This is a genomic window from Streptomyces sp. HUAS YS2 (assembly GCF_033343995.1).
In the GTDB taxonomy this organism is placed as follows: Bacteria; Actinomycetota; Actinomycetes; order Streptomycetales; family Streptomycetaceae; genus Streptomyces; species Streptomyces solicathayae.
Genome location: NZ_CP137573.1, coordinates 942,824 through 966,987 on the forward strand (window position 1 = coordinate 942,824; position 24,164 = coordinate 966,987).

A 24,164-nucleotide genomic window follows, 5' to 3' on the forward strand; every position below is an offset into this window, starting at 1 on the left:
TTAGAAACCACTGACGCCTCGGGTCATGACCCCGTGCCCGGCTCAGGTTCCCGGGAGGATGCGGCGCGTCTCGTAGGCCCACATGGCGATCTCGACCCGGTTGCGGGCGCCGAGTTTGGCCATCAGGCTGGCCAGATGCGTCTTCACCGTGCTGAGGCTGATGTGCAGCGCGTCGGCGATCTCGGTGTTCGTCAGCCCGCGGGCGACGGCGAGGAGCACCTGCTCCTCGCGGGCGGTGACGGGTGAGACCGGCTGGGCCGCGGGCCGGCCGGCGGGCAGGTCCGCGAACGCCTGGAGCAGACGGACGGTGACGCTGGGCGCGATGAGCGCCTCCCCGTCGGACGCCGACCGTACGGCCTGCGCCAGAAGGTCCGGTCCCGTGTCCTTGAGGAGGAATCCGCGGGCGCCGGCACGCAGCGAGCCGTAGACGTACTCGTCGAGGTCGAACGTGGTGATGACGACCACGGCCAGCGGGTCGGCGACGCCCGGACCGGCGACCAGCCGGGTGGCCTCGAGCCCGTCGAGTACGGGCATGCGGATGTCGAACAGGCAGACGTCGGGGCGCAGTTCGCGGGCCATACGTACCGCCTCCCGCCCGTCGGCGGCCTCGCCGACCACCTCGATGCCGGGCTGGGCGTTCAGCATGATCCGCAGCCCGGTACGGATGATCGTCTGGTCGTCAGCGACGAGAACGCGAATGGACACCGCTCTCGCTCCTCGCTCTCGGCAGTTCGGCGTCGACATGCCAGCCCCGGTCGGTACCCGGGCCGGCTCGTAGTGTGCCGCCGAGCAGCGTCGCGCGCTCGCGCAGTCCGGTAAGTCCGTATCCGTCGCGCCCCCGGCCGGTGCGCCGGCCGTTGTCGCACACGCTCACCCGCACCGTGTGCGGTTCGGCGGCGACCCGGACGACGACCTCGGTCGCGTCGACCGCATGGCGCAGCGCGTTCGTCACCGACTCCTGCACGATCCGGTAGACGGCCGCGTCCACGGCCGGGGGCAGCGCGTCCAGCTCGCCGTCGAGCCCCAGGTCGACCCTGAGGCGACCACCCGGGGTGCGCACCAGGCGCTCCAGATCCGCGACGCCGGCAGGGGGCGCCAGCTCGGCGCCGACCCCGCGGTCGCGCAACGCGGCGACCATGGCGCGCATTTCCTCCAGCGTGCGCGCTCCTTCCTCCTCGACCCCCTCGAGCGCCTCGACGGCGGCCGACGGGTCGGTGCCCGCGAGCACCCTGCCCGCCTGGGCGATAATCACCATGGCCGACACGTGGTGGGCCACGGTGTCGTGCAGTTCCCGGGCGAGCTGCTCGCGCTCGCGGGAGCGCACCTGCTCCAACTGCCGATCGCGAGCGGTCCCCCGGAACCGCACGGCGGCCCCGATCACGCCGGGCAGCAGCAGGAAGGCGATGCCCACGAGGTTTTCGAAGACCGGGGTCTCGTCCGTGACGGAACACAGCGCGCCGGCCGCGAGGATCACCGCGCCGCCCAGCACGATCTCGCGTCCCGACCCCCACCGGGGCAGCGCGTACACCAGCACGAGCACGACCGCGCCGGTGTACAGGCCGACGGGCTCGCTCGGTGCGCCGACGAGCGAGGCCACCGGAAGCAGGACCACCGAGCCGAACGCCAGTGTCACCATCGCCAGCGGTCGGGTCCGGCGCCACAGGGGCAGCAGGCACAGCCATACGGCGAACACCACCGCCACCGGCCGCCACACGACGTTCTCCCGCAGGGTGGCCTCCAGCGCCACACCGGCAAGGCCTGCCGCGAGCAGCGCCCAGTCCCGCCACACCCGGGCGGGCGGGTCGGGCGGCCGGGGTTCGGTCCACAGGTTTCGCAGGTCGTCTCGGAGCACGGTTCTCAGCCTAAGGACCGCGGTGTGCCGCGCATCGGCCGAAAGGACGGGGCGTCACTCCGCCTCGGGGCCGACGGATCCGCGGCCCGCGGGCCGATGCCGCGGAGCGCCGTGGCGACGAACCTCGGCACCGGCGGCCGTAAAAGGACGGCCGACGAGGTGGTTGGAGGACCCGATGCTCTCGAAAGCCCTGTTGCGCCTGGGCGCAAGCGCCGCCCGCCATCCCTGGCGGGTGATCGCGACATGGCTGGTCGCCGCCACGCTCGCCGTGCTCGCCGCCGTCGCCTTCGGCGGGCGGAATGCGGATTCGATGACCGCTCCGGGACTGGACTCCCAGCGGGCCGCGGAACTGATCGAGCGGGCCGGCACCGGCCAGGAGGGAATGACCGCCCAAGTGGTCGTCACCCCCGTCGACGGTGCGACGTTCTTCGACGACGACGGCGCGCGCACCGCTCTCACGCGGCTGCAGACCGAGGTGAAGCGGCTGCCGCACGTGCTCGGCACGAGCGATCCGGCGGGGGCGCTCGACGCGGGCGGGGACACCGCCGTGCGCGGCGGCCTCGTCTCGGCCGACGGGCGGATCGCCGTCGTCCGGGTGCAGTACCCGGACCAGAGCCGGCTGTCGGCCGAAGACCTCGACGCCCTCGTCGATCTCGGCGACCGGCTGCGCGCCGAGCTGCCGCTGCGCATCGAGATGGGCGGGAGCCTCTTCTACGCCTTCTCCGACCCGAACGGCGGCGTCAGCGAGTTGATCGGCCTCCTCGCCGCGGCCGCGATCCTGTTCCTGGCGTTCGGTTCGCTCGTCGCCGCCGCGCTGCCGATCGGCATGGCGGTCTTCGGACTGACCGTCGGGGTCGCCACGATGACGGTACTGGCGGGGGTGACCGACGTCCCCACCTTCGCACCGATCCTGGGCAGCATGGTCGGGCTCGGAGTGGGCATCGACTACGCGCTGTTCGTGCTCGCCAGACACCGGGAGTACCTCGCGCGCGGGCTCGATCCGCACGAGGCGGCCGGACGAGCGGTGGCCACGGCGGGGCGGCCGGTGGTCTTCGCCGGCGGCACGGTCGTCGTGTCGATCCTCGGACTGGCGGTCGCGAACGTGCCGTTCATGACGGTGGGCGGGGTCGCCGTGTCGATCGTCGTCCTGACGATGGTGCTCGCGTCGGTGACGCTGCTGCCGGCCTTCCTCGGCGCGGCGGGCCCGCGGCTGGGCCGGGCCGGCCGGATCGGCCGGGCTCTTCGGGCCGGGCGGTCGGGCCGCCTCGGCCGACGGCGGGACACGGGGGCGGGCGCGGTCTCCGCAGCCGGGTGGCGGCGCTGGATCGGGCACGTCGGCCGGCACCCGGTGCTGTACGCGGTCGGCGCGGCGGCGCTTCTGCTGACGGCGACGCTGCCCGTGCTCGGCCTGCGCGTCGGCCTGCCCGACGACGGCTCGCTGCCGCAGAGCCGTACCGAGCGCCGTGCCTACGACCTCGTCGCCGAGGGGTTCGGCCCGGGCACCAACGGTCCCCTCGTCATCGCCGCGGACCCCGCCGGTGATCCGGGAGTGCTGAACCGTCTCGTCGCGACGGTCGCGGCGGATCCGGGGATCGCGTCCGTCGCGCCGGCGCGCATCGACCGGACCACCGGCGTCGCGACCCTCGTGGTGTTCCCGACCACCAGCCCTCAGGACAAGGCCACGACCGACACCATCTCCCGGCTGCGCACCGAGGTGCTACCCGCGGCGATCGGGCACGGCCCGGCCAGGGCGCACGTCGGCGGCGCCGCCGCGAGCCTGTCCGACGTGGGCCGACGCACCAGCGACCGCCTGCCGCTGTTCGTCGCCGCCGTGCTGGCGCTCTCGTTCCTGCTGCTGATGCTGGTCTTCCGCTCGGTCGTCGTACCGCTCAAGGCCGTGCTGCTGAACCTGCTGAGCATCGGCGCGGCCTACGGCGTCATGGTCGCGGTCTTCCAGTGGGGCTGGGGAGGCGCGCTCATCGGGCTGGAGGCGACGGTTCCGATCGTGTCGTTCATCCCGATGTTCCTCTTCGCCATCCTGTTCGGCCTGTCGATGGACTACGAGGTGTTCCTTCTCTCGCGGGTGCGCGAGGAGTACGTGCGCACCGGCGACAACGGCACGGCGATCGTGGAGGGCGTCGCGGGCACCGCCCGGATCATCACGTCGGCCGCGCTCATCATGGTGGCGGTCTTCCTGTCCTTCGCCGTCGCCGAGGACCCCTCCGCCAAGATGTTCGGGCTCGGCCTGGCCACCGCGATCCTCATCGACGCGACGGTCGTCCGCATGGTGCTGGTACCGGCGACCATGACCCTCCTCGGCCGGGCCAACTGGTGGCTGCCGGGGTGGCTGGACCGGTTGCTTCCCCGAGGCCCGGTCGGCACGGGCACCGGCACCGCCGACGACAAAGGACCGCTGCCGGTCGCGCTCGAGCCCGGCGGCCAGGTGCGCTGACCGGACTCGCCGACCGGCCTCGCGGAGCCGCTCGTACGATACGGCCATGGGTTACGACGTACACATCACGCGGCGCGAGTTCTTCTGGGACGAGGAGGGCGAGGCGATCGGCGCGGACGAGTGGACCGCGCTGGTCGAGGCCGACCCGGACCTGGAGATGGCCGGGGCGGCCGAGGCCGCGACGGGCGACGGCGCGGGTCTGCGGTACGAGAACCCGCTGCTGGCGCGGATGGCCACGCATCCGGAGGCCGACACCGACGGCGCCTGGCTGGACCTGCGGGAGGGCGTGGTCACCGCGAAGAACCCGGACGACGTGCTGCTGGCCAAGATGAAAGCCGTCGCCGCCCTGCTCGGTGCGAAGCTGCAGAGCGACGACGGCGAGGACTACCCGCTCTGAGGCCCGCTAGGCGGCCGTCAGCGTGTCGACGTACACGGCGATGCTTTCCGAGGCGTCGCCGTGGAACCGCTTGAGGACCCGCTGCACGGGCCAGACGACCGACCCGTCGGGCAGGTGGAGTTCCACGTTGATCTCGCCCTGCGGGTCGGCGTCGTCGACGACCCAGGAACCGCCGGCGGTACGGCGGATCAGCTCGCCGACGTACGCGCCTGTGGCGAACAGCCGGGCGCCGGTGTCCTCGGCGAGCAGTCCGCCCGGGACGGGGGTGCCGGCGACCGCCGACTCCGCCAGGAAGCGTTCGATCTCCCGGGCGCTGGCCGGCGTGAAGTCGACCCGGTAGCCGGAGCTGCCGAGCGCCGTGGCGATCCACTCGGAGTAGACCTGGATGTCGTGGGCCAGTCCCTGTCCGGGCATCTGTTTCGTCCTTGCGCTGTCATGGTGCTGATGGCTGGTGGAGTGTAACCACGAGTGGCGGGGCGGCCGGGCGGCGGGTGAGGACCCGCCGCCCGGCCGCCCCTCGGGTCACGGCACTTCGAACACCTCCACGACCACCCCCTGCTGCTGGCCGTAGGTGACCACGTCGTTCAGCGCCTGCTGCTGGACGCTGCTCATGCCCGGCGGCACGCCGATCTCCAGCCTGCGGTTCTGGACCGCGCTGCCGTCCACGGTCGTCCCGCGCCAGGTCCGGCCGTTGAAGTTCGCCATGTCACGCACGTACTTCCGTCCGAGGCCGGTGATGCCCGACGCCTTCTGGTACGAGGCCAGCGTCGTGTCGATGGACTTGATGCTGGTGGCCGTGCCGGTGGCCGCGTCCCAGCGGTCGATCGTCGGGAAGCTGTTCGGCAGGTTGCCGCCGCGCATGTCCTCGATGGCGATGCCGCGCTCGTTGGCCGGCAACTTCCAGACGGAGGTCGCCGAGGCGGCCTCCGCCCCCGCCGCGAGCCTGCGGAGCATCGAGAAGGCGCCGCGGACCAGGAACGGCAGGTTGGCGACGACCTCGCCGCTCTCGTACATGTCGGAGCCGGTGTCGGCACCGTGCTCCTCGGCGAACTTGTCGTAGTCCTCCTGGATGGTGACGCAGTCCTGGAACCAGCAGCCCGGACCGGCCTCGCCGATGAACTCCAGGGTGGAGGCGATCATCCGCCCCATGCCCCACAGGAAGTCGCCGCCGTCACCGGTCGGGGAGCCCGAACCGGCGGCCAGGCAGGCGTCCTTGACGTGGTAGCCGTACTGGTCGCACTCGCTGGAGCCGCTGCTGCCGGACGACGTCCCGGACGAGTCGCCGCCGCCGTAGCAGGTGGCCGCCGGGTAGCAGTGGCCGTCGAGCTCGACGAAGCTGACCGGGTTGCCGCCGGTGAAGGCGTACCGGTTGCCGGTCATCGGGTCGCTGCCCAGGCGCATGTCGGCGAGGGCGCCGTTGTACATGTCGCGGCTGGTGAAGCGGTTCAGGCCGGGGCTGTAGTCCCGGAAGCCCATGTCGTAGGTGCCGGACTGGGCGTCCCAGCGCTTCGCGTTGAAGCGGTAGGGGTTGTACGCCTCCTTGTTCGGGTCGGCGGTGTCGGGCTTGTCGATGCCGGTGAACTCGGACGTGTCGTCCTTGCCGTACGCGGTGTAGCCGTACGTGGCCCGGGTGGTGCCGTCGTTGCCGGTCAGGGTCTCGACGTCGGTGTGGCTGTTGTAGCCGTAGTAGCTGTCCTCGGTCGTGCCGTCCGTGTTGTGCTTGATCTGCGAGAGACGCTCGCCCCACGGGCTGTACTGGTACGACTTGGTCAGCCGGCCGGCCTCCGCCTCACCGAGGATCTCGTTGGACAGGCCGAGGTAGCTGAAGTCGGTGGTCTTGGTGCCCACCGTCTTCGTCGCGGTGCGGTCCAGCGGGTCGAAGGTGTACTTGGTGACCTCCTGCCCGCCGGTCTCGGTCAGCTTGCTGCTCTCCACGACGTGGTCGAACCCGTCGTAGACGCTGCGCGAGACGATCTCGCCGCCGCCGGTCACCGACTCCTGGCGGCCGAACGGGTCGTAGTTGTACGTCGCCGTCGTCCCGCCGGAGGTCGCCTTGAGCAGCCGGTTGCGGTCGTAGGTGAACGTGGTGGACGTGCCCTTGACCGTCTGGCTGATGACGTTGGCGTTGTCGTCGTGGACGTACGTCTCGGTGCCCGCGCCGTTGCCGGTCTTCACCGAGGACGCCAGCCGGTCGGCCGGGTCGTAGGTGAAGTCGGTGGTGGAGGAGAGGTACGCCGCGTGGTTGTCGGCGTTCATCTTCTTCGCGGTGTCCCGCGCCTTGTTGCCGTTGGCGTCGTAGGCGTAGGTGTGCTCGGCGACGAGGGTGCCGTCGGCCTTCTTCTCGACGGAGTTCTTGATCTCGCCGTCGAGGAAGTAGGTGTGGTCGACGGTGTTCCGGTTGGCCTTGGTCTCCCGCAGCTTCTGGCCGCGGTCGGTGTAGGTGTAGCCGGTGACCTTGGGCGAGGCGTCCGCGGCGTCCTTGCCGACCGACACCGTCTTGACCAGCTCGCGCAGGTCGTAGGTGTACTTGTTGAACTGGTCGGGGTGGGTGACGGTGTCCGGCTGGCCGTTGGCGTCGTAGACGTAGGACGTGGAGCGCTTCTCCTGGCCGGCCAGCGCCTCGGTGATCTTCTGGACCTGGTTGAGGCCCGTGTAGGTCATCGTGTAGGCGTCGATCTTCGTGCCGGACGAGGTGTCGTCGATCGACGTCAGGTTGCCGTTGAGGTCGTAGCCGTAGGTGAAGGTCCGCTTCTCGGTGTCGCTGTCGCCGGAGTTGTCCCGGACGAGCTTGACGCCGTCGGCGACGACGGCGCCCGCGCTGTTCTGGAACAGCTGGAGCTTGGCCGCGTTGCCCTGCGTGAAGGGGTACGAGCCGAGGCTGACCCAGGTGCCGGCGGCGGCGTTCTGGTCACGCGTCACATCGGTCTTGGTGCCGTCGGACTTGGTGACCGTGTACTTCGCTGCCGTGGCGGCCCCGGTGACCTTCGGGTACTTGACGTAGGCGGTGTAGGTGCCGTTCTTGGGGATGTTGAGGGTCCAGGTGAAGGCGTCCGTGCCCGTGCCGGCGGCGTGGACCTGGTGGTCGTAGCCCTGCTGGCCGGTGAGCGAACCCTTGGTCCAGGTGCCCGTGGCGGAGGTGTTCTGGGTGTCCGAGTTGTCGACCAGCACCACCGCGCTGCCGACCGGTACACCGTCGTCGGTACGGGTCTTGAGCTTCCCGTCCGGGTAGTAGTCCCAGCCCATGGTGCGGCCGGACGAGCCGCCGGCCGAGGTCAGCGTCCGCGCGGTCTGCTGGCCCAGGTCGTTGTAGCCGTAGGCGGTGACGATGTCCCACGGGTCCGTGGAGGACTTGACCCAGCCGTTGTCGAAGTAGCTGTAGCTGGTGTCGTTGCGGACGGTCTGGCCCTCGGAGGGCGGCGCGGAGACCTTGGAGACCCGGCCCACCTCGTCGTAGCTGGTCTCCGTCCAGACCTTCTTGTTGTAGCGCGCGTCGGCCGGGTCGTACGGCTGGATCTGCCGGGTGGGCCGGTTCAGCGCGTCGTAGACCGTCTCCGAGGTGAAGTCGTCCGCGGCGGCGGTGTCGACGCCGCGCGGGGTGATCACCTTGGTGGCGTTGCCCGCCTGGTCGTACTCGAACTTCGAGGTGCGGTACGCGATCGGCGCGACGCCGTCGTGCGGCACCTTCATCTCGATCGTCTTGGCGCGCGCGTCGTAGGCGATCAGGGAGCGGTTGTTCTCCTGGTCGACCGTGGCGGTGACGAGCGAGTCCTTGTCGTACTCGCGCTTCGCGGTCTTGCCGGCCGCGTCGGTGACGGAGACGACCCGGTGGTTCAGGTCGAAGGCCGTCTTCGACGTGTAGTCGTCCGGGTCCGCGGTCGCGTTCTTCTTCGGGTCGACGACCTTGATGGCGTTGCCGACGTCGTCGTACGCGTACGACACGGTGTCGCCGGCCGCGTTGACCGTGGAGGTCAGCTGGTAGACGACGTCGTAGTGGTTGGTGGTCCGGTAGTCGTCGGGGTCGGCGCCGGTCGCCGCGCCCTTGGGCTCGGTCGTGGTGAGGAGGTTGCCGACCTTGTCGTAGGTGTAGAGCGTCCGGCGCTCGGTCTGGGTCGGGGTGTCCTTGGGCGCCGTGGCCTCGGTGACCTGGTCGGACTTGTCGTACACGGCCGTCGAGACGGCCCCGTTCGGCGAGGTCGACGTGGTGACGTTGTCGTTGGCGTCGTAGACCGGGGCGGGCGTGGTGATCAGCTCGCCCGCGGCCTGGTCCTTGGGCACGGTCGATTCCATCGGACGGCCGTACACGTCGTACGTCTGCGTGGTCTTCTTGCCGAGCGCGTCGGTGGACTCGCGGACCTGGCCGCGCACGTCGTAGACGTACGAGGCCGTCTTCTGCAGCGCGTCGGTGATCTTCGCCGGGTAGCCGGTCGGACCGAAGTCGCTGTTGACGGTGGCGTTGCCGTTGGCGTCGGTCGCCTTGGTCAGCAGACCCTCGGCGTTGTACTCGTACTTCGTGGTGTAGTCGTCGGCCGTGGCGGTCTCGACGCCCTTGGGGTCCGTGACCGCGGTCAGGTTGCCGCGGGTGTCGTAGCCGAACCGCCAGGTGCGGCCCTCCGGCGACTTCTTCTCGAACAGCTCGGCGACGTGGCCGTTCAGTCCGGTCTGGTAGGTGTAGGTGGCTGCGGCGGTGCCGTTCTTGTTGGCCTCGGCGTCCTTCTGCTCCAGCGGGTAGCCGGTCTTCGGGTCGTAGGACCAGGTGTTGACGGCGCCGTTGGCCTCTTCGAGGCGCGTGACGTTGTTGTCGGCGTCCCAGCTCATCTTCGTGGTCTGGTTCGCCGCGTTGGTGATCCGGGTGACCCGGCCGTAGCCGTCGGTCAGATAGGTGCCGGTGTGGTTCTCGGAGTCGGTGACCTTGGACTCGATCGTCGAACCGGCGCTGCCGTCGGGGTCGGTGTAGACGAACCCGGTGGTGCCGCCGAGCCGGTCGGTGACCGTCTTGGTCCACCAGTGGAACTTCGGGTCGTCACCGGTCTGCGGGTAGTTGTACGCGAGCTGCGTGGCGTTCCCGCGCGGGTCGGTGACCTTGACCAGCTTGACGTTCTTGTTGCCCTGCGTGGCGTCGTACTCGAAGCCGAAGACCTTCGGCTGGGACGAGCCGGCACCGTCGGTCAGCTGGGTCAGCAGACCCTTGTCCGAGTAGGCGAAGGCGACCTTGCGGCCCGAGATGTCGGTCATCGACCTGACGTGGTCGATGATCTTCGGGTTGGAGCTGTCGGCCTTGGAGTAGTACTCGACGGTGAGCGTCTGCCGGCCGGCCGGGTCGGTGATGTACCGGAGGAACTTGACCGGCTTGTTGTTGGACTTGCGCTCCTCGTACGTGTACGTCTGCGTGTTGCCGTTCTTGTCCACGACGGACGTGAGGAAGCCGTCGCAGTCGAAGAAGAACTGCGTGCGGTCCGGGCGGGTCAGCGACCAGGCCTGCGGGTCGCCGTCGCCGGACGGCTTGCAGTCGACGCCGGCCTTCTGCTGGAGCAGGTAGTGCACGCCCGCCGGCGCCTTCCAGACGCTGTTGGCGGCGTCCCAGCGGAAGACGTGCGCGGTGCCGTCGCCGTCGGGCAGCGTCACCTCGGTCGGGTTCGGGTTGGGGTGGAAGTCCAGCGCCGCGCCGAGCCGGATCGGACCGGCGGCCTGCGCCGACCAGCCGTGGCCGAGCACCGTGTCGGAGGTGTCGAGCGAGTTGTACGCGAAGCGCACGAACGTGCCGAGACCGCGACCGGGGTTGGAGAACGCGTTGTACTGCCAGACGGTGTTGCCGGCCGCCGTGTTGTTCATGACGGAGGAGCCGGCACCGGTGTTCTCGCCCGCGTACGAGTAGAACTTCTCCAGGCCGAGCTGGTCGGAGGTCGGGTCCTCGACCGCCACGTTCTGCTTCAGGCCGGCGATGCCGTCGGTGGCCGAGAGCCAGGTCGCCGCGGTCTTGTTCCGCAGGTCCCAGGTGAGCACGTAGTCGGTGCGCTTGTTGCCCTCGTCCGAGTTGATCGGGGTCTTGACCTGCGCCTGGACGGTGACGGTCTCGCCGGGGGACACGTCGGCGGGCAGCGCGGTCTCGACCTGGTTGCCGCCGGTGGTCCGGTCGGTGCCGTCGGGCAGGGCCCAGGTGTAGCTGAGGACCCGGTCGGTGGCGCGCCAGACGGAGGTGGTGGTGTTGGTGAGGGTGACCTCGACGTTGTGGGTGTCGCCGGGGATCATCCGGGCCGGGGTCTGCGGCGCGTAGTACGTCGACTCGGTGGTGGAGTCGATGTAGGTGACGACGATGCGCGGGCGCAGCCGCTGCTCGGTCGCCTCGGACGACAGGAAGATCGTCCGCTCCTGCGGGACGGACTCGTTCGCCGTCTTGATCAGCACGCCCTGCTGGGACTCGGGCGTGGTGACCCAGCCCTGGGCCAGCGAGGTGACGCTCCATTCGTGGCGCGCCGGGTCGTTGCTGAGGGCCGGGACGGTGTCGGCGACCGGGGCCCCGGTGTCACCGCCCGCGGTGGTCCAGGAGGTGGTGGCGTTCGCCTTGGCCCAGGTCGCGGTGGCCTCGTCGAAGTCCCGGGTGAGCGGGCGCAGTTCGTAGACGGCGCCGGTGGCCTGCTGGCTGGTCTGGGTGCCCCAGAGCCGGACGTCCGCGTCGAGGACGCGGGCGGTGGCGGGGATGCCGAGGGCCGGGAACTTCAGCAGGGTGCGGGTCTTGCCGTACGTCGGCGAGTTGTTGCCGACGGTGACCCAGTTCTGCGGGGCGCCGTCCTGGATGGTGTCGTGCGCCAGGGTCGACTCGGTCGAGGACAGCGTGGTGTCCTGCGCGGCCTCGACGACCTTGGTGGTGCGGCCGGCCTTCGGCAGGCGGACCAGCTGCGTGGGTGCCGGGACGACCTGTCCGTCCTTCGTCTTGACCGCGACCATGTAGTAGTAGGCGCGGCCGAAGGGGTCGGCGTCGTCGGCGGGGGTCGGCGTCGCCGAGGTGTCCGTGTACGCGGTGGTGCCGGCGGAGACCGGGGCGACCAGCGTGGAGGCGGACGGGGTGAACGTCTGGTAGACGCTGCGGTGGACCTGGTACTCGGCCAGGTCGTCGCCGATGGCCGTCGACGGGTCGGTGTAGCCGGACCAAGTCAGTTCGGCGCCGGTGTCGTGGATGACCGTGGGCGCGTCCAGCGTCACGCTGGGCCGGCCGTAGGTCAGCACCAGCTTGGGGTAGTTGACGGTCTCGCCGCCGTAGCCGAACTCGGAGGCCTCGTAGCGCGGGCCGCCCTTGGGGGCGCCGGCGGTCTCGTCGACGGCCTTGACGACGAAGCCGTTGTTCGTCTGGGTGCCGTCGATCCAGGACTGGACGGTGTCCTTGACCGAGAACGAGTGCCACTTGTTGTACGTGTTCGCCGGCATGGAGACGGTACCGGGCTTGGTGAACCGTACGGCGTCGGCGATCACCGCGGTGGTCGCGGAGGCCGGGCCGTCGCCGAGGACGACCTTGCCGGCCGTGCCCGCCTTGAACGGGTGCGCGCCGAGCGGCTTCCACACGCCGCCGGTGCCGGTCTTCTGGTCGACGGTGTACGGCTTGCTGCCGCCGTCGTACGTGATCGTGTACGGCACGGCGGTGGAGCGGTCGTCGGCGGGGATCACATGAGCGTCGACCTGGTAGGTGCCGTCCTCAGGCAGCTTGGGCTGCCAGGTGTACGTGTCACCCGCCGTCGTGTCCTTGTTGTACAGGTAGTCGCGGTTGATCGCGTACTGCGTGAAGGCCGTGTTGGACGAGGACGGCCAGGCGCCCTGGGCGGCGGTGGTTCCCGCGTCGCCGTCGTCGGCCAAAGTGGTCGAGCCGGCGAGTTCGCCGACGAGGCCGTTCGCGTTGCTCCAGTTCGCCTGGCCTGCGGTCCACGCGGAGGTGGCCCGGTAGGCGCCCAGGGTCACGGGCGCGCCGGAGGACACGCCGGTGTGGGTCTGGTCGTAGTACATCTGGAGGCGCGCGTCCTCCAGCTTGGTCCCGGCGGGGACGCCGGAGAGCCCGAACCGGACCAGGGCGCGCGCGGCGTTGCCCGCCGAGTCGAGACCGGCGGAGAGCCGCCAGGTGTCGTTGAAGTTGGTGCCGGCGGCCGAGGACAGGATCATCGTGTCCTGCGACTCGGACGGCGTCGGCGCGATCGTGAGGGTCGGGTCGACGGTGACCGGGTACTGCCGCTCGGGCGCGGCGAGCCACTTCGCGTCGGGGGTGACGGTGAGCTTCCAGCCCTTGCCGTCCCGGGTCAGCGTCTGGGCGACCTTGTCGCTGGAGGCGTGGCCGTACGGGGAGCCGGCGTCCTTGCGGGCGTCGGTCATGAAGGCCGGCGGGATGACGAGGACGGGGTGCCTGGCCTCCCCGTAGAACTCGACGGAGCCGTCCTTGCGGGCCTTCGGTGTGAGTCCGCCGGCGTCCAGGGTGAAGGTGAAGCTCACCGGGCCGGCGGGCTTCCGGGCGAGAACGATGTTCTCCTTCACCCGACCGGGACCGACCTGGTAGGTGAGGTCCGTGCCGCCGGGCAGGGCGTCCGGGTACGCGACCGTGCTGCCCTTGGCGCCCGGCTTCAGCTTCCCGCCCGCGCCGACGAGGCCGAGGGTGACGGCGTGGCCGTCCTCGGTCTCGAAGCGGAGCATGCGCTTCGGATCGGAGCCGAACCAGCTGCGCCCGGTGTTGGTGGTGTTGGCGAAGTCGAAGCCCGCGCGGTCCGTCGGCGTCACCGCGGGATCGAGGGTCTTCCACGTCTTGCCGTCGCGGTACGAGGTGGGGACGACCGACACCTCGGCCTGGACGCGCCCGTCGGAGAGCAGCCACGAGCGGGAGTTCGGGGTGCGCCGCGCGGTGAGCTCGGCGACCCGGACGGCCTTGGCGGCGGGCCGGCCCTTGGGCAGCCGCTCATTGCGGACGACACCCTCGGCGGGCAGAACCGGCGGGTCGCCCTTGCGGCCGGACGTCTCCCAGTCGCGGAGTTCGTCCCGCCATTTCTGCTCGTCGAATTTCTGCGGCTTCGAATCCGCGACGGCCGGAGACACTGGCTGTATCAGTGTCCCGGCCATCGCGGCGGCGACGGCTGCCGTCAGCAGCCGTCTCGATGGTGCGTTCACGTGGTATTTCCCTCCGGATCACCGAAATCGGTCGTTGGGGCGCCGATTTCAGGAAGGGGGTTCTAACCATCGCGATGACGCTGCGTCAAGCGGGACGACAACTCGGGCAGTTGACGTCAATCGGGAAGATCAGTTGCACGGCGGAACGTAGGTGCTCTTGTTCACGATGGTGGTGCCGGCGGAGTTCTTCATCGTGGAGACGGCCCACAGACAGACGTCGGCCGGGCGGCGGACGGGACCGGCGTAGTAGAGGAAGGTGCCCGAGTCGCTGACGCAGCCCGAGTTGTAGCTGTCGCAGAGCTTGATGGACATGTACTTGGACTGGCCGTAGTAGATGCCCTGCGCGACGAGGTTGACGCAGGTGTTCGCGCCCTCGTCGTAGTAGTAGGTCTTGGCGGCCAGCCGGCCGGCCGAGTCGTACCAGTCGTTCCAGGCCTCCACCGTGCCGCTGCAGCCGTTGGCGGCGGCGGCCGGCTGCGCGGGCAGCGTGACGAGGGAACCCGCCGCCAGGGCGAGCACGGCGAAGAACTGAATCAGACGACCGCGGACCGTCATGTGTGAACTCCCCTTTGTCGGGCGCCCATTGCGCCACTTCATCGATCTCGGGGCGGATTGTTAGTCGGCATTTCGATGCGCCGTCAACTCCCTGGACATTCCGGACAGTTATGGGGACGGTGGCGGAATGGCCGGTTTTCTCCTTCCTCTTGCCATGACTCGATCAGCTGGTGTAGAACCGGGCGGATTTGATACCGCCGCATTCGCGCCCGGGGAATGCATGCCGAAGGAAGCCTCACCATGTCAACGAGTGAAACGACCGAGAGCGACATGTCCGGCGACGAACTGTCCGAGAAGGCCGATCGGGAGGAGCAGGCCGAGAACGCCGACCGGCCCGAGAAGGGCGAGAAGGCCGAGAAGGCCGCCGGCGGCTCGGACCGGCGCGCCGTGGCCGCCGTCGTCGGCGCGCTCCTCCTCGTCACCGGGGGACTCGTCGGGTACGGGCTCCTCGACTCCGGCGACGACCGGCCGGCCGGCCGGGCCGTCCCGACGTCCGAGGTGACCTACGAGGTGCTCGGCTCCGGTTCGGCCGACATCACCTTCCTCGGCGACGGCGAGGCGGCCCGGGCAGGGAAGGCCGAGGTGGCCCGCGCCGCGTCGCTCCCCTGGAGCAGGACGGTGCGGGTGGCGCGCGACAAGCAGCCGATCGTCAGCATCACGCTCGGCGAGAAGGGCGGCCGGGCCACGTGCAAGCTCTCCGTCGGCGGCAAGCACGTGCAGCTCGCCACGGCGTCCGGCGCCTTCGGGCGCGCCACGTGCAGCAGCGCGCTCGCCGCGCCCGAGGGTGCCGGGGCCCCCGGAGCGCAGTAGTGGAATCTTCAAGCGCTCGTGCGTGTTGAGCGGGGTGCCGGGCCACGGAGGCCCGGTACCGACGACGACACGACGAAGGAGCGCCGGTGAGCGAGACCGAGACCTACTACGAGTTCGGGACGGCCGCCGAGCGCTGGGACCGCGCTCAGCTGTTCTTCGAGGCCAAGGAGTACCTGACCGCCGCCCGGATCCTGCGCGGCCTGGTCGACGAGGTACCGGAGCAGACCGCGCAGCGGCTGCTGCTCGCCCGCTCGTACTACCACTCGGCCCAGCTGGGCCGTGCGGAGACGGAGCTGCGCGCGGTCCTGGACCGCGACCCCGTGGAGCACTACGCCCGTCTGATGCTGGGCCGCACCCTGGAGCGCCAGGGCCGGCACGACGAGGCCGCGCCGCATCTGCGGATGGCGGCGGCGATGGCGGGCGAGTTCACGGACTGAGCCCAAAGGGGCGGGAGCCGAGGCTCCCGCCCCCTCGTCACGGACCGGCCGCCCCGAGGTCGATCATCCGGTGCATGACCGGGCCGGGTATCGCCGGGTTCCTGGCCGCGCCCTCCCACGGCCGCACCTTTTCGCGCAGCAGCAGCCGGACCAGCACCGGCACGGGCAGTGACGGGTGCGCGGTCGCGCGGTACCGGACGCCGTCGTCCGCGTCGTCCAGGAGCCGTACCGCCGACTCCGGCGAGAGCCGCGCGTCCTCCGCCGCCCGCCTGCGCACCTCGCCGTCCTGGTCGAGGGCGAACCGCTCGACCAGCTCGGCCGAGGACTCCGGGTCGTCGAGGGCCAGCTGCCGCAGCCGCGGGTTCGGGTCCTCGGCGTACCGGAGCAAGCCGGTACGGGGGAAGTTCGGGTGGGTCCGGGGGCGGCCGGGCTTGGAGAAGCTGCCGGTCCACCAGTGCCAGACCTCCAGCAGCATGTCGGCGGGCGCGTCGTCGCAGGACTCGGCAAGGAAGAGCCGTACGACCCGGTCCTCGTCCCGCGCCAGCCGTTCGACGACGTCCGGGGGCAGGCGCTCGGCCCGGGCGACCGAGCTGCGGATCACCGGGTGGACGGAGCCGGCGAGCCGGCGCATCTCGTCGGGGTCGCCGTGCCGCTCGCGCACCCAGGGCACGTCGTACCTCAGACCCTCGGCGTCGAAGTCCGCCGGGATCGCGGCCGCGCGCCGCTCCTCGCCGAGACCCGGATGCACGGACGCCTGGAAACGCACCCGGCGGTCCGGGTCCGCGGCGAGCGCCATGACGAGATCGGCGTCCAGCGCCGGATTGCGGGCGAGGGCCCGGCGCAGGTCCGGGTCCTCGTGCCGGACCAGTTCCTCGGCGAGCTCCCGGTCGAGACGGCAGGTCTCGACCGGGAGTCGCGGGTCCAGCGTCTCGTACACGGCGCGGGGCATCGGGTGGTCCCGGTGGTGGCAGAGCAGCGCGGCATTACGGACGCCGAGGTCGTCGTCGGCCGGCAGCCGCTCCCGCTCGGCCGCGGGCAGGTGCTCCCACGCGGCCCCGCAGGCCGCCTTCCGCACCACGGCCTCCGGATCGGCGGCCAGTGCGGTCAGCAACGGCGGCGGCATCCCCGGCAGGGCGGCCGCCTCGGCACGCACGCTCGGCGCGGGGTCGCCGGCCAGCCGCTCGTGCGCCTCGGCGGGCAGCGGCACGTTCCACACCGCCGCCCGCTCGACGAAGTGCGCGCGGAGACGGTCCTCGGGCTCGCGGAGGAGGAGCGCCGTCCACTGCTCGGTGGTCAGTGCCGGCCGCCACGTGTCGAGGAGCCGGGCCCTGATCCCCCGTTCGGGGTGGGCCGCCGTCGCCTCGAAGACGGCGTCCGACAGCTCGCGCGACAAGAACGCGTCCACGCCGTGGTCCAGCAGCCGGATCTGTACGTCGTCCGGCGCGCCCCGGTTGAAGCCGAGTCCTTCGAGCCAGCCGCCGCGCACCCGCCACGGCAGCTCCGGCCCGTCCTCGAACAGCGCGTCCCACCCCTGGTCATCCGTCACATCGGCATCATGCCCGGTGCACGATCTCTCCGCCGACCACGACCGTCTCGGCGACCGTCCCGACGATGTCCTCGGCCGGTATCCGCAGGATGTCGCGGGACAGCACGACGAAGTCGGCCAGCTTGCCCACGGTCAGCGAACCGCGCTCGTCCTCCAGGAAGTTCGCGTACGCGGAGCCCATCGTGTACGCCTCGACCGCGGTCTCGACGTCCACCGCCTCCTGCGGCATCCACGGCTCGCCGCCGTCGAGCGGGCGCCGGGTCACGGCGGAGTAGATGCCGATCATCGGGTCCATCTCGGCGACGTTCCAGTCGCTGGAGAAGGCGAGCACCGCGCCGGCGGTGTGCAGGCCGCGCAGCGGCCAGGCCTTGTGCCAGCGGTCCGGGCCGACGTTCTCCGCCCAGTCCTGGCCGGGTCCGGCGATCTCCGGGGCGGCGTGCCGTGGCTGCATGCAGGCGACGACGCCGAGCTCGGCGAAGCGCGGGGTGTCGTCGGGGTCGAGGCATTCGACGTGGACGACCTGGTGCCGGGCGTCGCGCGGGCCGTTCAGGGTCCGGGCGTGCGCGACGGCGTCGAGGACGGTGCGGATGCCCCGGTCGCCGGTGGCGTGCACGAAGCACTGGAAACCGCGTGCGTCGAGCTTCGCGAGGAGGTCGGCGAACTCCTCGGCCGGGTAGAAGGTCTCGCCGCGGTGGTGGCCGCAGCCGGCGTACGGCTCCAGGAGCGCGGCCGTGCGGGGCTCGACGACGTCGTCGATGTACAGCTTGAGCGGGCCGACGCGCAGCCGGTCGTCGGCGTGCGCGCGGGCCGCGGCGGCGAACTCGTCCAGCTCGGCGTCGGTGGTGCCGCGCGGGTGGAAGAGCGCGGCGACGATCCGGGAGCGGAGCCGGCCCTCGGCACGGGCCCGCCGGAAGAGGGCGAGGTCGTCGAGGGAGTTCTGCGGTTCGACGACGGTGGTGATGCCGTAGCCGATCGCGTCGTCGAGGCTGCGGGCGAGCCGGCCGTACTGCCGGTCGGCCGAGGCCCACGGCACGCCGAGTTCGCGCAGGGCGCGGTGGCCGTCGCGGGAGAGGCCCTTGACCGCGAAGTCCCGGACGAATCCGGTGGGTTCGCCGGTCTCGGGGTCGGTCTCGGCCTCGCCGAAGGGCACGCTGACGCGGTCCCTGGTGATGCCGCAGCGGCGCAGGGCGGCGGTGTTGAGCCAGGCGGTGTGGACGTCGTAGCTGAGCACGATCGCGGGGACGTCGCCGGTGGCCGGGTCGAGGTCGGCGGCGGTGGGCATCCGGCCGCCGCCGAGCGCCGAGTAGTCGAAGGCCTCGGCCTCGATCCACGCGGCGTCGGGGTGGGCGGCGTGCCAGTCGCGGATGCGGGCGTGGATCTCGTCGAGGCTGCGGGCGCCGGCGAGCTGGACGCAGGCGTCGTCGGAGCCGAGACGGACGTGGTTGTGGGCGTCGACGAAGCCGGGCAGGACGAGCCGGCCGGCCGCGTCGACGACCTCGGTGCCGGGTCCGGTCCAGGTGTCCGCGTCGGCGGTGGCGCCGAGCCAGACGATCCTGCCGTCGCGGACCGCGAGCGCCTCGGCCTCCGGCAGGGTGGGGTCCACGGTGTGGATCCGGGCGTTCGTGAGGACGAGATCGGCCGGCGGGGTGGTGCGGGGCATTGCGATGAACTCCTCGGTGCAGGAGGGCTGTTAGGGAGCGACGGGCGCGGGGACCGCGGTGCGGCCGCGGGCCAGCAGCGCGTAGACGAGGGCGGCGACGGGCGCGCCGAGCAGGGTGAGGTCCGCGCCGCCGAGCGGGGCGACGAGCGGGCCGGTCCACAGTTCGGAGTCGCAGGTGAGGGCGGCGAAGAGCATTCCGGCGAGCAGTGCGGTCATGCCCGCGGGGTGGTAGCCGGCCCGGTACCAGTAGCCGCCGCCCGCTCCTTCGTGCAGGGCGTCGGTGTCGTACCGGCAGCGGCGCAGCACCATGTCGGCGAGGAAGACGCCGCCCCAGGGGGCGAAGACGATGATCAGGAGGGAGAGGAAGGAGAGCAGCGAGGCGGTGAAGTCGGTGAGGAACAGCGCGCCGAGCGAGCCGACGGCGGTGACGGCGGCACTGATGACGATGGCCTTGGCGCGACTCCACGGGATGCCGAGGACCTGGAGGTTCAGGCTGGAGGAGTACAGCGTGATGATCGAGTTGGTGACGGAGCCGCCGAGGACGAGGGCCAGGAACAGCGGCTGGAACCAGCTCGGCAGCAGCTGCTCGGCGCCCGCGACGGCGTCGGTCATGTCGGTCTGCGTGGCGGCGGCGACGCCCGCGACGCCGAGCGCCACCGAGGACAGGAAGCCGCCGAGCGCCCCGCTCCAGGTGACGGAACGCAGGCTGGTGGTGCGGGGCAGGTAGCGGGTGTAGTCGGCCGGCATCGGCACGTACGAGAACGGGCCCGCGAGCATGACGACGAAGGCGAGGCTCCAGCCGGAGGCGCCGGGGGCGGCGGACGGGGCCCCGGTGTCCGCGCCGGGCAGCAGGAAGACGAGAAGCGCGGCGAAGCCGACGGCGAGCGCGTACGCCATCCAGCGCTCGGCGAACTGGACGGTCGCGTGGCCCCACAGGGCGACGGCGAAGGTGAGCGCGAGGGTCACGGCGAGGGCGGTCGCGCGCGGTACGGGGCCCGCGGACCAGCCGAGATCGGCGAAGAAGGCCTCCAGGGCGAGGGTGCCGACCACCGTGTTCACGATGGTGTAGCCGATGCTGACGATCCAGTTCAGCAGGCCGGCGGGCCAGTTCCCACGGACGCCGAAGGCGGCGCGCGAGATGACCAGGGTGGCGGTGCCGGTGCGGATGCCGCTGAGGCCGGCCGCGCTGATCCCGAAGAAGGCCAGGCCGCCGATCACGACGACGGCGGTGGCCTGCCAGAAGGAGAGCCCGAAGGCGACGGCGAGGGCACCGTTGATCACGTACGTGAAGGTGAGGTTCGAGCCGAACCAGAGCCAGAAGACGTCCTTGGCGCTGCCGTGCCGCTCCTCGTCGGGGATGGGGTCGATGCCGTGCGCCTCGACCTGGAACACCTCGTCCCGACCGGCTGGTACGGCGGTCTGCTGTGCGTTCACACCGCGCTCCGTTCCTCGGAACCGACCTGCGCCGGTTCTTGAATGACGTTCTAAGTTTTAGAACGCCATTCAAGATGTGCGAAGAGACCCGACCGCGTCAAGACCTGGCGCGTTGCGGTTAGGGTCGTGCTCGGAAATGACCTTTCGAACGGGCGAGGGACGGGATCGTGGCAGGCGCGGCACGACGGCGGGACGGGCACGTCGCGCAGGAGCGGATGCTCGAGGAGGCCATGGCGGCCATCGCCGAGAACGGGCTGGCCACGCTCACCATGTCGGCGCTGGCCGAGCGCCTCGGCACCAGCGGCGGCCACATCCTGTACTACTTCGGCTCCAAGGACCTGCTGCTGATGGCGGCCCTGCGGTGGAGCGAGGACGCGCTGACCGAGGAGCGCCGCGCGCTGCTGGGCCGCCGGATCACGGCCGAGCGCAAGCTCGACCGGTACCTGGAGCTCTATCTGCCGAGCGGCCCGCGCGACCCGCGCTGGATGCTCTGGATCGAGCTGTGGGCCCGTACCCCGGCGAACGAGGCGCTGCGGGCCGCCCAGGAGGAGATGGATCTGGCCTGGCAGCAGGACCTGGAGGCGCTGCTGGCCAAGGGCGTCGCCCAGGGACGTTTCCCGGAGCTGGACGTCCCGGCGCGGGCCTCCGAGCTCCTGGCCCTGCTGGACGGGCTGAGCACCCGGGTCGTACTGGCCCAGGGCGGCCCCAGCGCGGACCCGCGCCCGGCCCTGGAGGTCGCGCGGGCGGCGGCGGAGCGGCTGATCGGCCGCGCGTAGCCCGACCCGGCCAAGAGCGTCAGCCGATCTCGTGCGCCTGCCAGGGCAGCGGGGCGAAGGGGGCGACCGGCCAGGGCTCCGGCTCGTGGCGGCCGTGGGCGGCCGCGTTCCAGAGGAGCTGCTCGTTGTGCAGCGCCGGCCGGGAGAACCGGGCCAGCGCCGGGTAGCAGGCTCCCAGCACCTGGGCGAGCGCCAGCGTCGCCGCGGCATCGGACGCGGCGTCCCCGGGGCGCTCGTGCGGGACGCCGTACCAGGCGGTGACGGTCTGCAAGGACCGGCCGCCGGAGCGGTAGGGGTCGGCGTGCCGGTCGAGGACCAGCGGGTCGCAGACCGGGGCGACGCCGTGCGGGGCGCGCTCGCCGAGGGTGCGCAGGCCGTGGCGGGTCAGCTCGGCCTCCAGCATGGTCAGCACGTACGGCGCGTACCAGACCACCAGCGGCTCCCCCGCCGCGAGCCGCCCGGCGAGCAGCTCCGCCAGCTCCTCCAGTGCCCGCGCCGCCGGGACGCCCTCGGCGCGGGCCCGCTCCACGGTGATCCCGTGCCGTTTGCCGGGATCGACGGAGAGCGGACCCGGGCCGGGGTCGATCAGCCAGTCCCGTGCGGTGCCGTCGGAGCCGCGGACGGCGGCCGCGAGGATCCGGTCGACGGAGCACCGATGGCCGGTGGCCGCGATGTCGAAGGCCGTCAGTGCCTTCCGGTGCCAGCCCGGGTGGTCGTGCCGAGGCGGCGGCCCCGGCTCGCGCACGTGCTCCGGGTGGTACACCACCCAGCCCTTGGGGCGCAGCCCCACCAGCACCCCGGCCCCGGCCGGGACGGTCTCACCGCACGCCGCGCACGGCGCGGGGTAGTCGTTGGTCCGGTCCACCGGCACTCCTTCCTCGGCCCCCGAACCCCCCGTAATCGCCTTTCAGCTCCCCTAGAAGTTCCCGTAGTTGACCTGCCAGGTCGGCAGGCCCATCCGGCGCCAGACCGCCACCACGCGGTCGCGGTCGTCCAGCGAGACCCGGACCGCGTAACGGTGGCGGACGTGCGCGTCGAACAGCTCGGCCTTCACGATGTCGTCGCTGCGGCCGTCGTCCGAGGCACGCATCCACAGCTCGTCGTACGGCACCTCGTGCCGCTTCAGCCACTGCTCGGTGATCTCGCGGTGGTCCTCGCTGCGCCCGGAGAGCAGCACGATCGTGTCGTTCTCGGCGTGCCGGAAGGCCCGAAGCGCCTGCCGTACGGACACGTTGAGCAGGTCGGTGTCGCAGCGGGTGAAGTCGTACGGGCCGCGGTCGCCGCGCAGCGCGAGGGTGCCGTCGATGTCGCACAGCACCGCCGAGGGCAGCGCGGGGTCGGCCACGTACGGCGCGGCGGCGGGCCGGTCGTTGAACCACTCCGCGGTCAGCCGCCAGCCGCCCCTTCGGGCCTTGGCGTGCTTGTCGGCCAGGATCCGGATGATCTCCTCGCCGACGGCCCGCTCGCGCGCGCCGTCGCGCCGGATGCACTCCTCCACCGGCACGTCGGTGAAGTCGTGCACGACGAAGTCCGCGCCCAGGCCCGTGACGGCCGCCTTGAGCCGCTTCGGGATGTGCGGTGTCAGGTGGGTGTTGTCGACGACGACGTCGAAACCACCGGCGACGGCCTCGCGCACCGCGGCGTCCTGGATGGCGAGCACGGTCTGCTCATGGGAGTGCGACCGGCCGCGCTCGGGCGCCGGGACGTCGAGCATCGCCCGCAGGTCGTCGAGGTTGACGCGGCGCATCCGGCCCTCGGACTCCGCCTGCAGCTTCCTCGCGGCGGTCGTCTTTCCCGAGGCCGGCAGCCCCGTCATGACGTGTACGGCAGGCACGGATCAGTTCTCCTCGTCGGTGGTGAAGGGGTCGGACGCCTCGGGGCGTACGTGCCGCCAGACCAGCAGGTCCGTCGGCTTGCCGTCGAGGCGCAGGAACAGGGCGGAGCGGACGCCCGGGTCGACCGGCAGCTCGCGGACCGCGCGCGCGAACGCGCCCCGGTCCGCGGCGAGATGAGCGACCCGCGCGTATGCCTCGTCGATGGCGCGTTCGTGTGCCGCCGCCTCTTCCTCCAGGCGCGCGACGACCCCGCGCACCCAGGCGTCGAACTCGTCCGGCACCTGCTGCAGCAGCGCCTCCAGCGGCCGACCGCCGGCCGACTTCACGCCGCCCAGGTCGGCGACCGAGAGCCCGAGGCCCTGCGCGAGCCGCTTCACGGCCACGCCGGCGAACCGCTCGATGCCGTGGCTGCGCCAGATGTCCCGCTCGGTCACACCGGTCAGCACCTTGTGCAGCCGCACGTACTCGGCGATCTTCGCCTTCGCCCGGACGCCGGACGCGAAGCGGAGCACGAAGCCCTCGGCGTCGGTGCCGGTGGCGGCCGCGCCACCGGGCAGCGTGCTGGACTCGGTGAGCTTCGTCAGCTCGTCGAGCGGCATCGCGGGCCAGACCTTCACGACGGAGCCGATCCCCTGCCAGTGCGTCGCCGCGCCGGCGAGCGGGATCTCGGCCCCGTCCGCCCCGAAGGCGGCGAGCAGCACCAGGTCCCGGCGGTCGCCGTAGTCGACGACGATCCGGTTCTGCGGGTACAGGATCTCGGCGAGGTACGTCACCCCGGGCACCAGCGCGGACGTGTCCTTCGCGTCGAGCCGGCGCTGCGCCCAGGTCGCCTGCTCGCTGATGAACGAGCCCTTGGACGCGACCCGCCAGCGGTCCGCGTAGTGGAAGACGACGGCGAGGCTGCCGTCGACCTTGTCGTACACCTCGAACGGCTCGTCGGGGAGAGCGGGCGCATAGGGCTGACCGCTGCTGTGCTCACCGACGTTGAAGAACTTCGGCAGGCAGTGCGCGACGATCCGGCCGGTCTCGTCGTCGGCGACCAGGCCCCGGCAGCGCGTGGTGACGGTCGTCCACACCCGTTCGTACTGAGCGGCACGCGTATAGGTGTAGATGGACAGCGGCAGTTCGGGGTGCGCCTTGCGCGTGACGTGGCCGGCGTCGAGCGCCGCCGCGAGTTCCTCCCGCGGCAGCAGCTCGTGCAGAGTCAGGGTCTCCTGGCTCATGGTTCCTCCCGTTCGACGATCACTCATTCTCGCCCGCGGGAGGGACGCGCCGGTA

At 71.5% G+C, this 24,164-nt stretch carries 16 protein-coding genes; 5 read left to right on the forward strand and 11 right to left on the reverse strand.

All coding sequences use genetic code 11. The features are described 5' to 3' along the window. Positions 1-42: 42 nt before the first annotated feature. Both R2D22_RS04460 and R2D22_RS04465 read right to left on the reverse strand, forming a co-directional pair. Positions 43-705, reverse strand: a complete 663-nt coding sequence (locus tag R2D22_RS04460; RefSeq protein ID WP_318101376.1) for a response regulator transcription factor — start codon at positions 703-705, stop codon at positions 43-45. Then, on the reverse strand, positions 680-1,852 hold the full coding sequence (locus R2D22_RS04465; RefSeq protein WP_318101378.1) for a sensor histidine kinase: 1,173 nt from the start codon (positions 1,850-1,852) through the stop codon (positions 680-682). Before R2D22_RS04465 ends, R2D22_RS04460 begins: the two co-directional genes overlap by 26 nt. A gap of 175 nt (positions 1,853-2,027) precedes the next feature. Between R2D22_RS04465 and R2D22_RS04470 the strand changes: the two genes are divergently transcribed. Both R2D22_RS04470 and R2D22_RS04475 read left to right on the forward strand, forming a co-directional pair. After that, entirely contained in the window at positions 2,028-4,304 is a 2,277-nt protein-coding gene (locus R2D22_RS04470) for an MMPL family transporter (protein WP_318101379.1), read from the forward strand. Positions 4,305-4,350: 46 nt separating this feature from the next. Beyond that, a complete protein-coding gene (locus R2D22_RS04475) occupies positions 4,351-4,701 on the forward strand; it encodes a hypothetical protein (protein ID WP_318101380.1) in 351 nt (116 codons plus the stop codon). Between the two features lie 6 nt (positions 4,702-4,707). On the opposite strand, the gene R2D22_RS04480 is transcribed toward R2D22_RS04475, so the two are convergent. From R2D22_RS04480 to R2D22_RS04490, 3 genes are all read right to left on the reverse strand, one after another. Further along, the gene (locus tag R2D22_RS04480) at positions 4,708-5,115 is read right to left on the reverse strand and encodes a hypothetical protein (RefSeq protein WP_318101382.1); all 408 of its coding nucleotides are present in this window, start codon (positions 5,113-5,115) and stop codon (positions 4,708-4,710) included. Between the two features lie 108 nt (positions 5,116-5,223). After that, positions 5,224-13,785: a golvesin C-terminal-like domain-containing protein gene (locus R2D22_RS04485; RefSeq protein ID WP_411977124.1), complete on the reverse strand. Its 8,562-nt coding sequence runs from the start codon at positions 13,783-13,785 to the stop codon at positions 5,224-5,226. A gap of 177 nt (positions 13,786-13,962) precedes the next feature. Beyond that, complete coding sequence (locus R2D22_RS04490; protein WP_318101385.1) at positions 13,963-14,388, reverse strand: hypothetical protein; 426 nt, start codon at positions 14,386-14,388, stop codon at positions 13,963-13,965. A gap of 240 nt (positions 14,389-14,628) precedes the next feature. Between R2D22_RS04490 and R2D22_RS04495 the strand changes: the two genes are divergently transcribed. Beyond that, the gene (locus R2D22_RS04495) at positions 14,629-15,198 is read left to right on the forward strand and encodes a hypothetical protein (protein ID WP_318101387.1); all 570 of its coding nucleotides are present in this window, start codon (positions 14,629-14,631) and stop codon (positions 15,196-15,198) included. Between the two features lie 86 nt (positions 15,199-15,284). Next, a complete protein-coding gene (locus R2D22_RS04500; protein ID WP_318101389.1) occupies positions 15,285-15,635 on the forward strand; it encodes a tetratricopeptide repeat protein in 351 nt (116 codons plus the stop codon). Between the two features lie 37 nt (positions 15,636-15,672). Here the strand turns inward: R2D22_RS04500 and R2D22_RS04505 are convergent, their stop codons facing one another. The 3 genes from R2D22_RS04505 to R2D22_RS04515 are packed head-to-tail and all read right to left on the reverse strand — an operon-like array spanning position 15,673 to position 20,275. Continuing rightward, positions 15,673-17,181: a PE-PGRS family protein gene (locus R2D22_RS04505; protein WP_318101390.1), complete on the reverse strand. Its 1,509-nt coding sequence runs from the start codon at positions 17,179-17,181 to the stop codon at positions 15,673-15,675. A 7-nt stretch (positions 17,182-17,188) separates the two neighbouring features. Further along, positions 17,189-18,841, reverse strand: a complete 1,653-nt coding sequence (locus R2D22_RS04510; RefSeq protein WP_318101391.1) for an amidohydrolase — start codon at positions 18,839-18,841, stop codon at positions 17,189-17,191. A gap of 30 nt (positions 18,842-18,871) precedes the next feature. After that, complete coding sequence (locus tag R2D22_RS04515) at positions 18,872-20,275, reverse strand: purine-cytosine permease family protein (protein ID WP_318101392.1); 1,404 nt, start codon at positions 20,273-20,275, stop codon at positions 18,872-18,874. 167 nt (positions 20,276-20,442) lie between these two features. Here R2D22_RS04515 and R2D22_RS04520 point away from each other — a divergent pair, with 167 nt between their 5' ends. After that, positions 20,443-21,051: a TetR/AcrR family transcriptional regulator gene (locus tag R2D22_RS04520; protein WP_318101393.1), complete on the forward strand. Its 609-nt coding sequence runs from the start codon at positions 20,443-20,445 to the stop codon at positions 21,049-21,051. Between the two features lie 19 nt (positions 21,052-21,070). Here the strand turns inward: R2D22_RS04520 and R2D22_RS04525 are convergent, their stop codons facing one another. From R2D22_RS04525 to R2D22_RS04535, 3 genes are read right to left on the reverse strand one after another with little or no spacing between them, the layout of a single operon-like run. After that, positions 21,071-21,916, reverse strand: a complete 846-nt coding sequence (locus R2D22_RS04525; protein WP_318101394.1) for a 3'-5' exonuclease family protein — start codon at positions 21,914-21,916, stop codon at positions 21,071-21,073. 51 nt (positions 21,917-21,967) lie between these two features. After that, positions 21,968-22,885 carry a phosphatase domain-containing protein gene (locus R2D22_RS04530; protein ID WP_318101395.1) on the reverse strand — a complete coding sequence of 306 codons (918 nt, stop codon included), beginning with the start codon at positions 22,883-22,885 and terminating at the stop codon, positions 21,968-21,970. A gap of 3 nt (positions 22,886-22,888) precedes the next feature. Then, the gene (locus R2D22_RS04535; protein WP_318101396.1) at positions 22,889-24,109 is read right to left on the reverse strand and encodes an RNA ligase; all 1,221 of its coding nucleotides are present in this window, start codon (positions 24,107-24,109) and stop codon (positions 22,889-22,891) included. Positions 24,110-24,164: the final 55 nt, after the last annotated feature.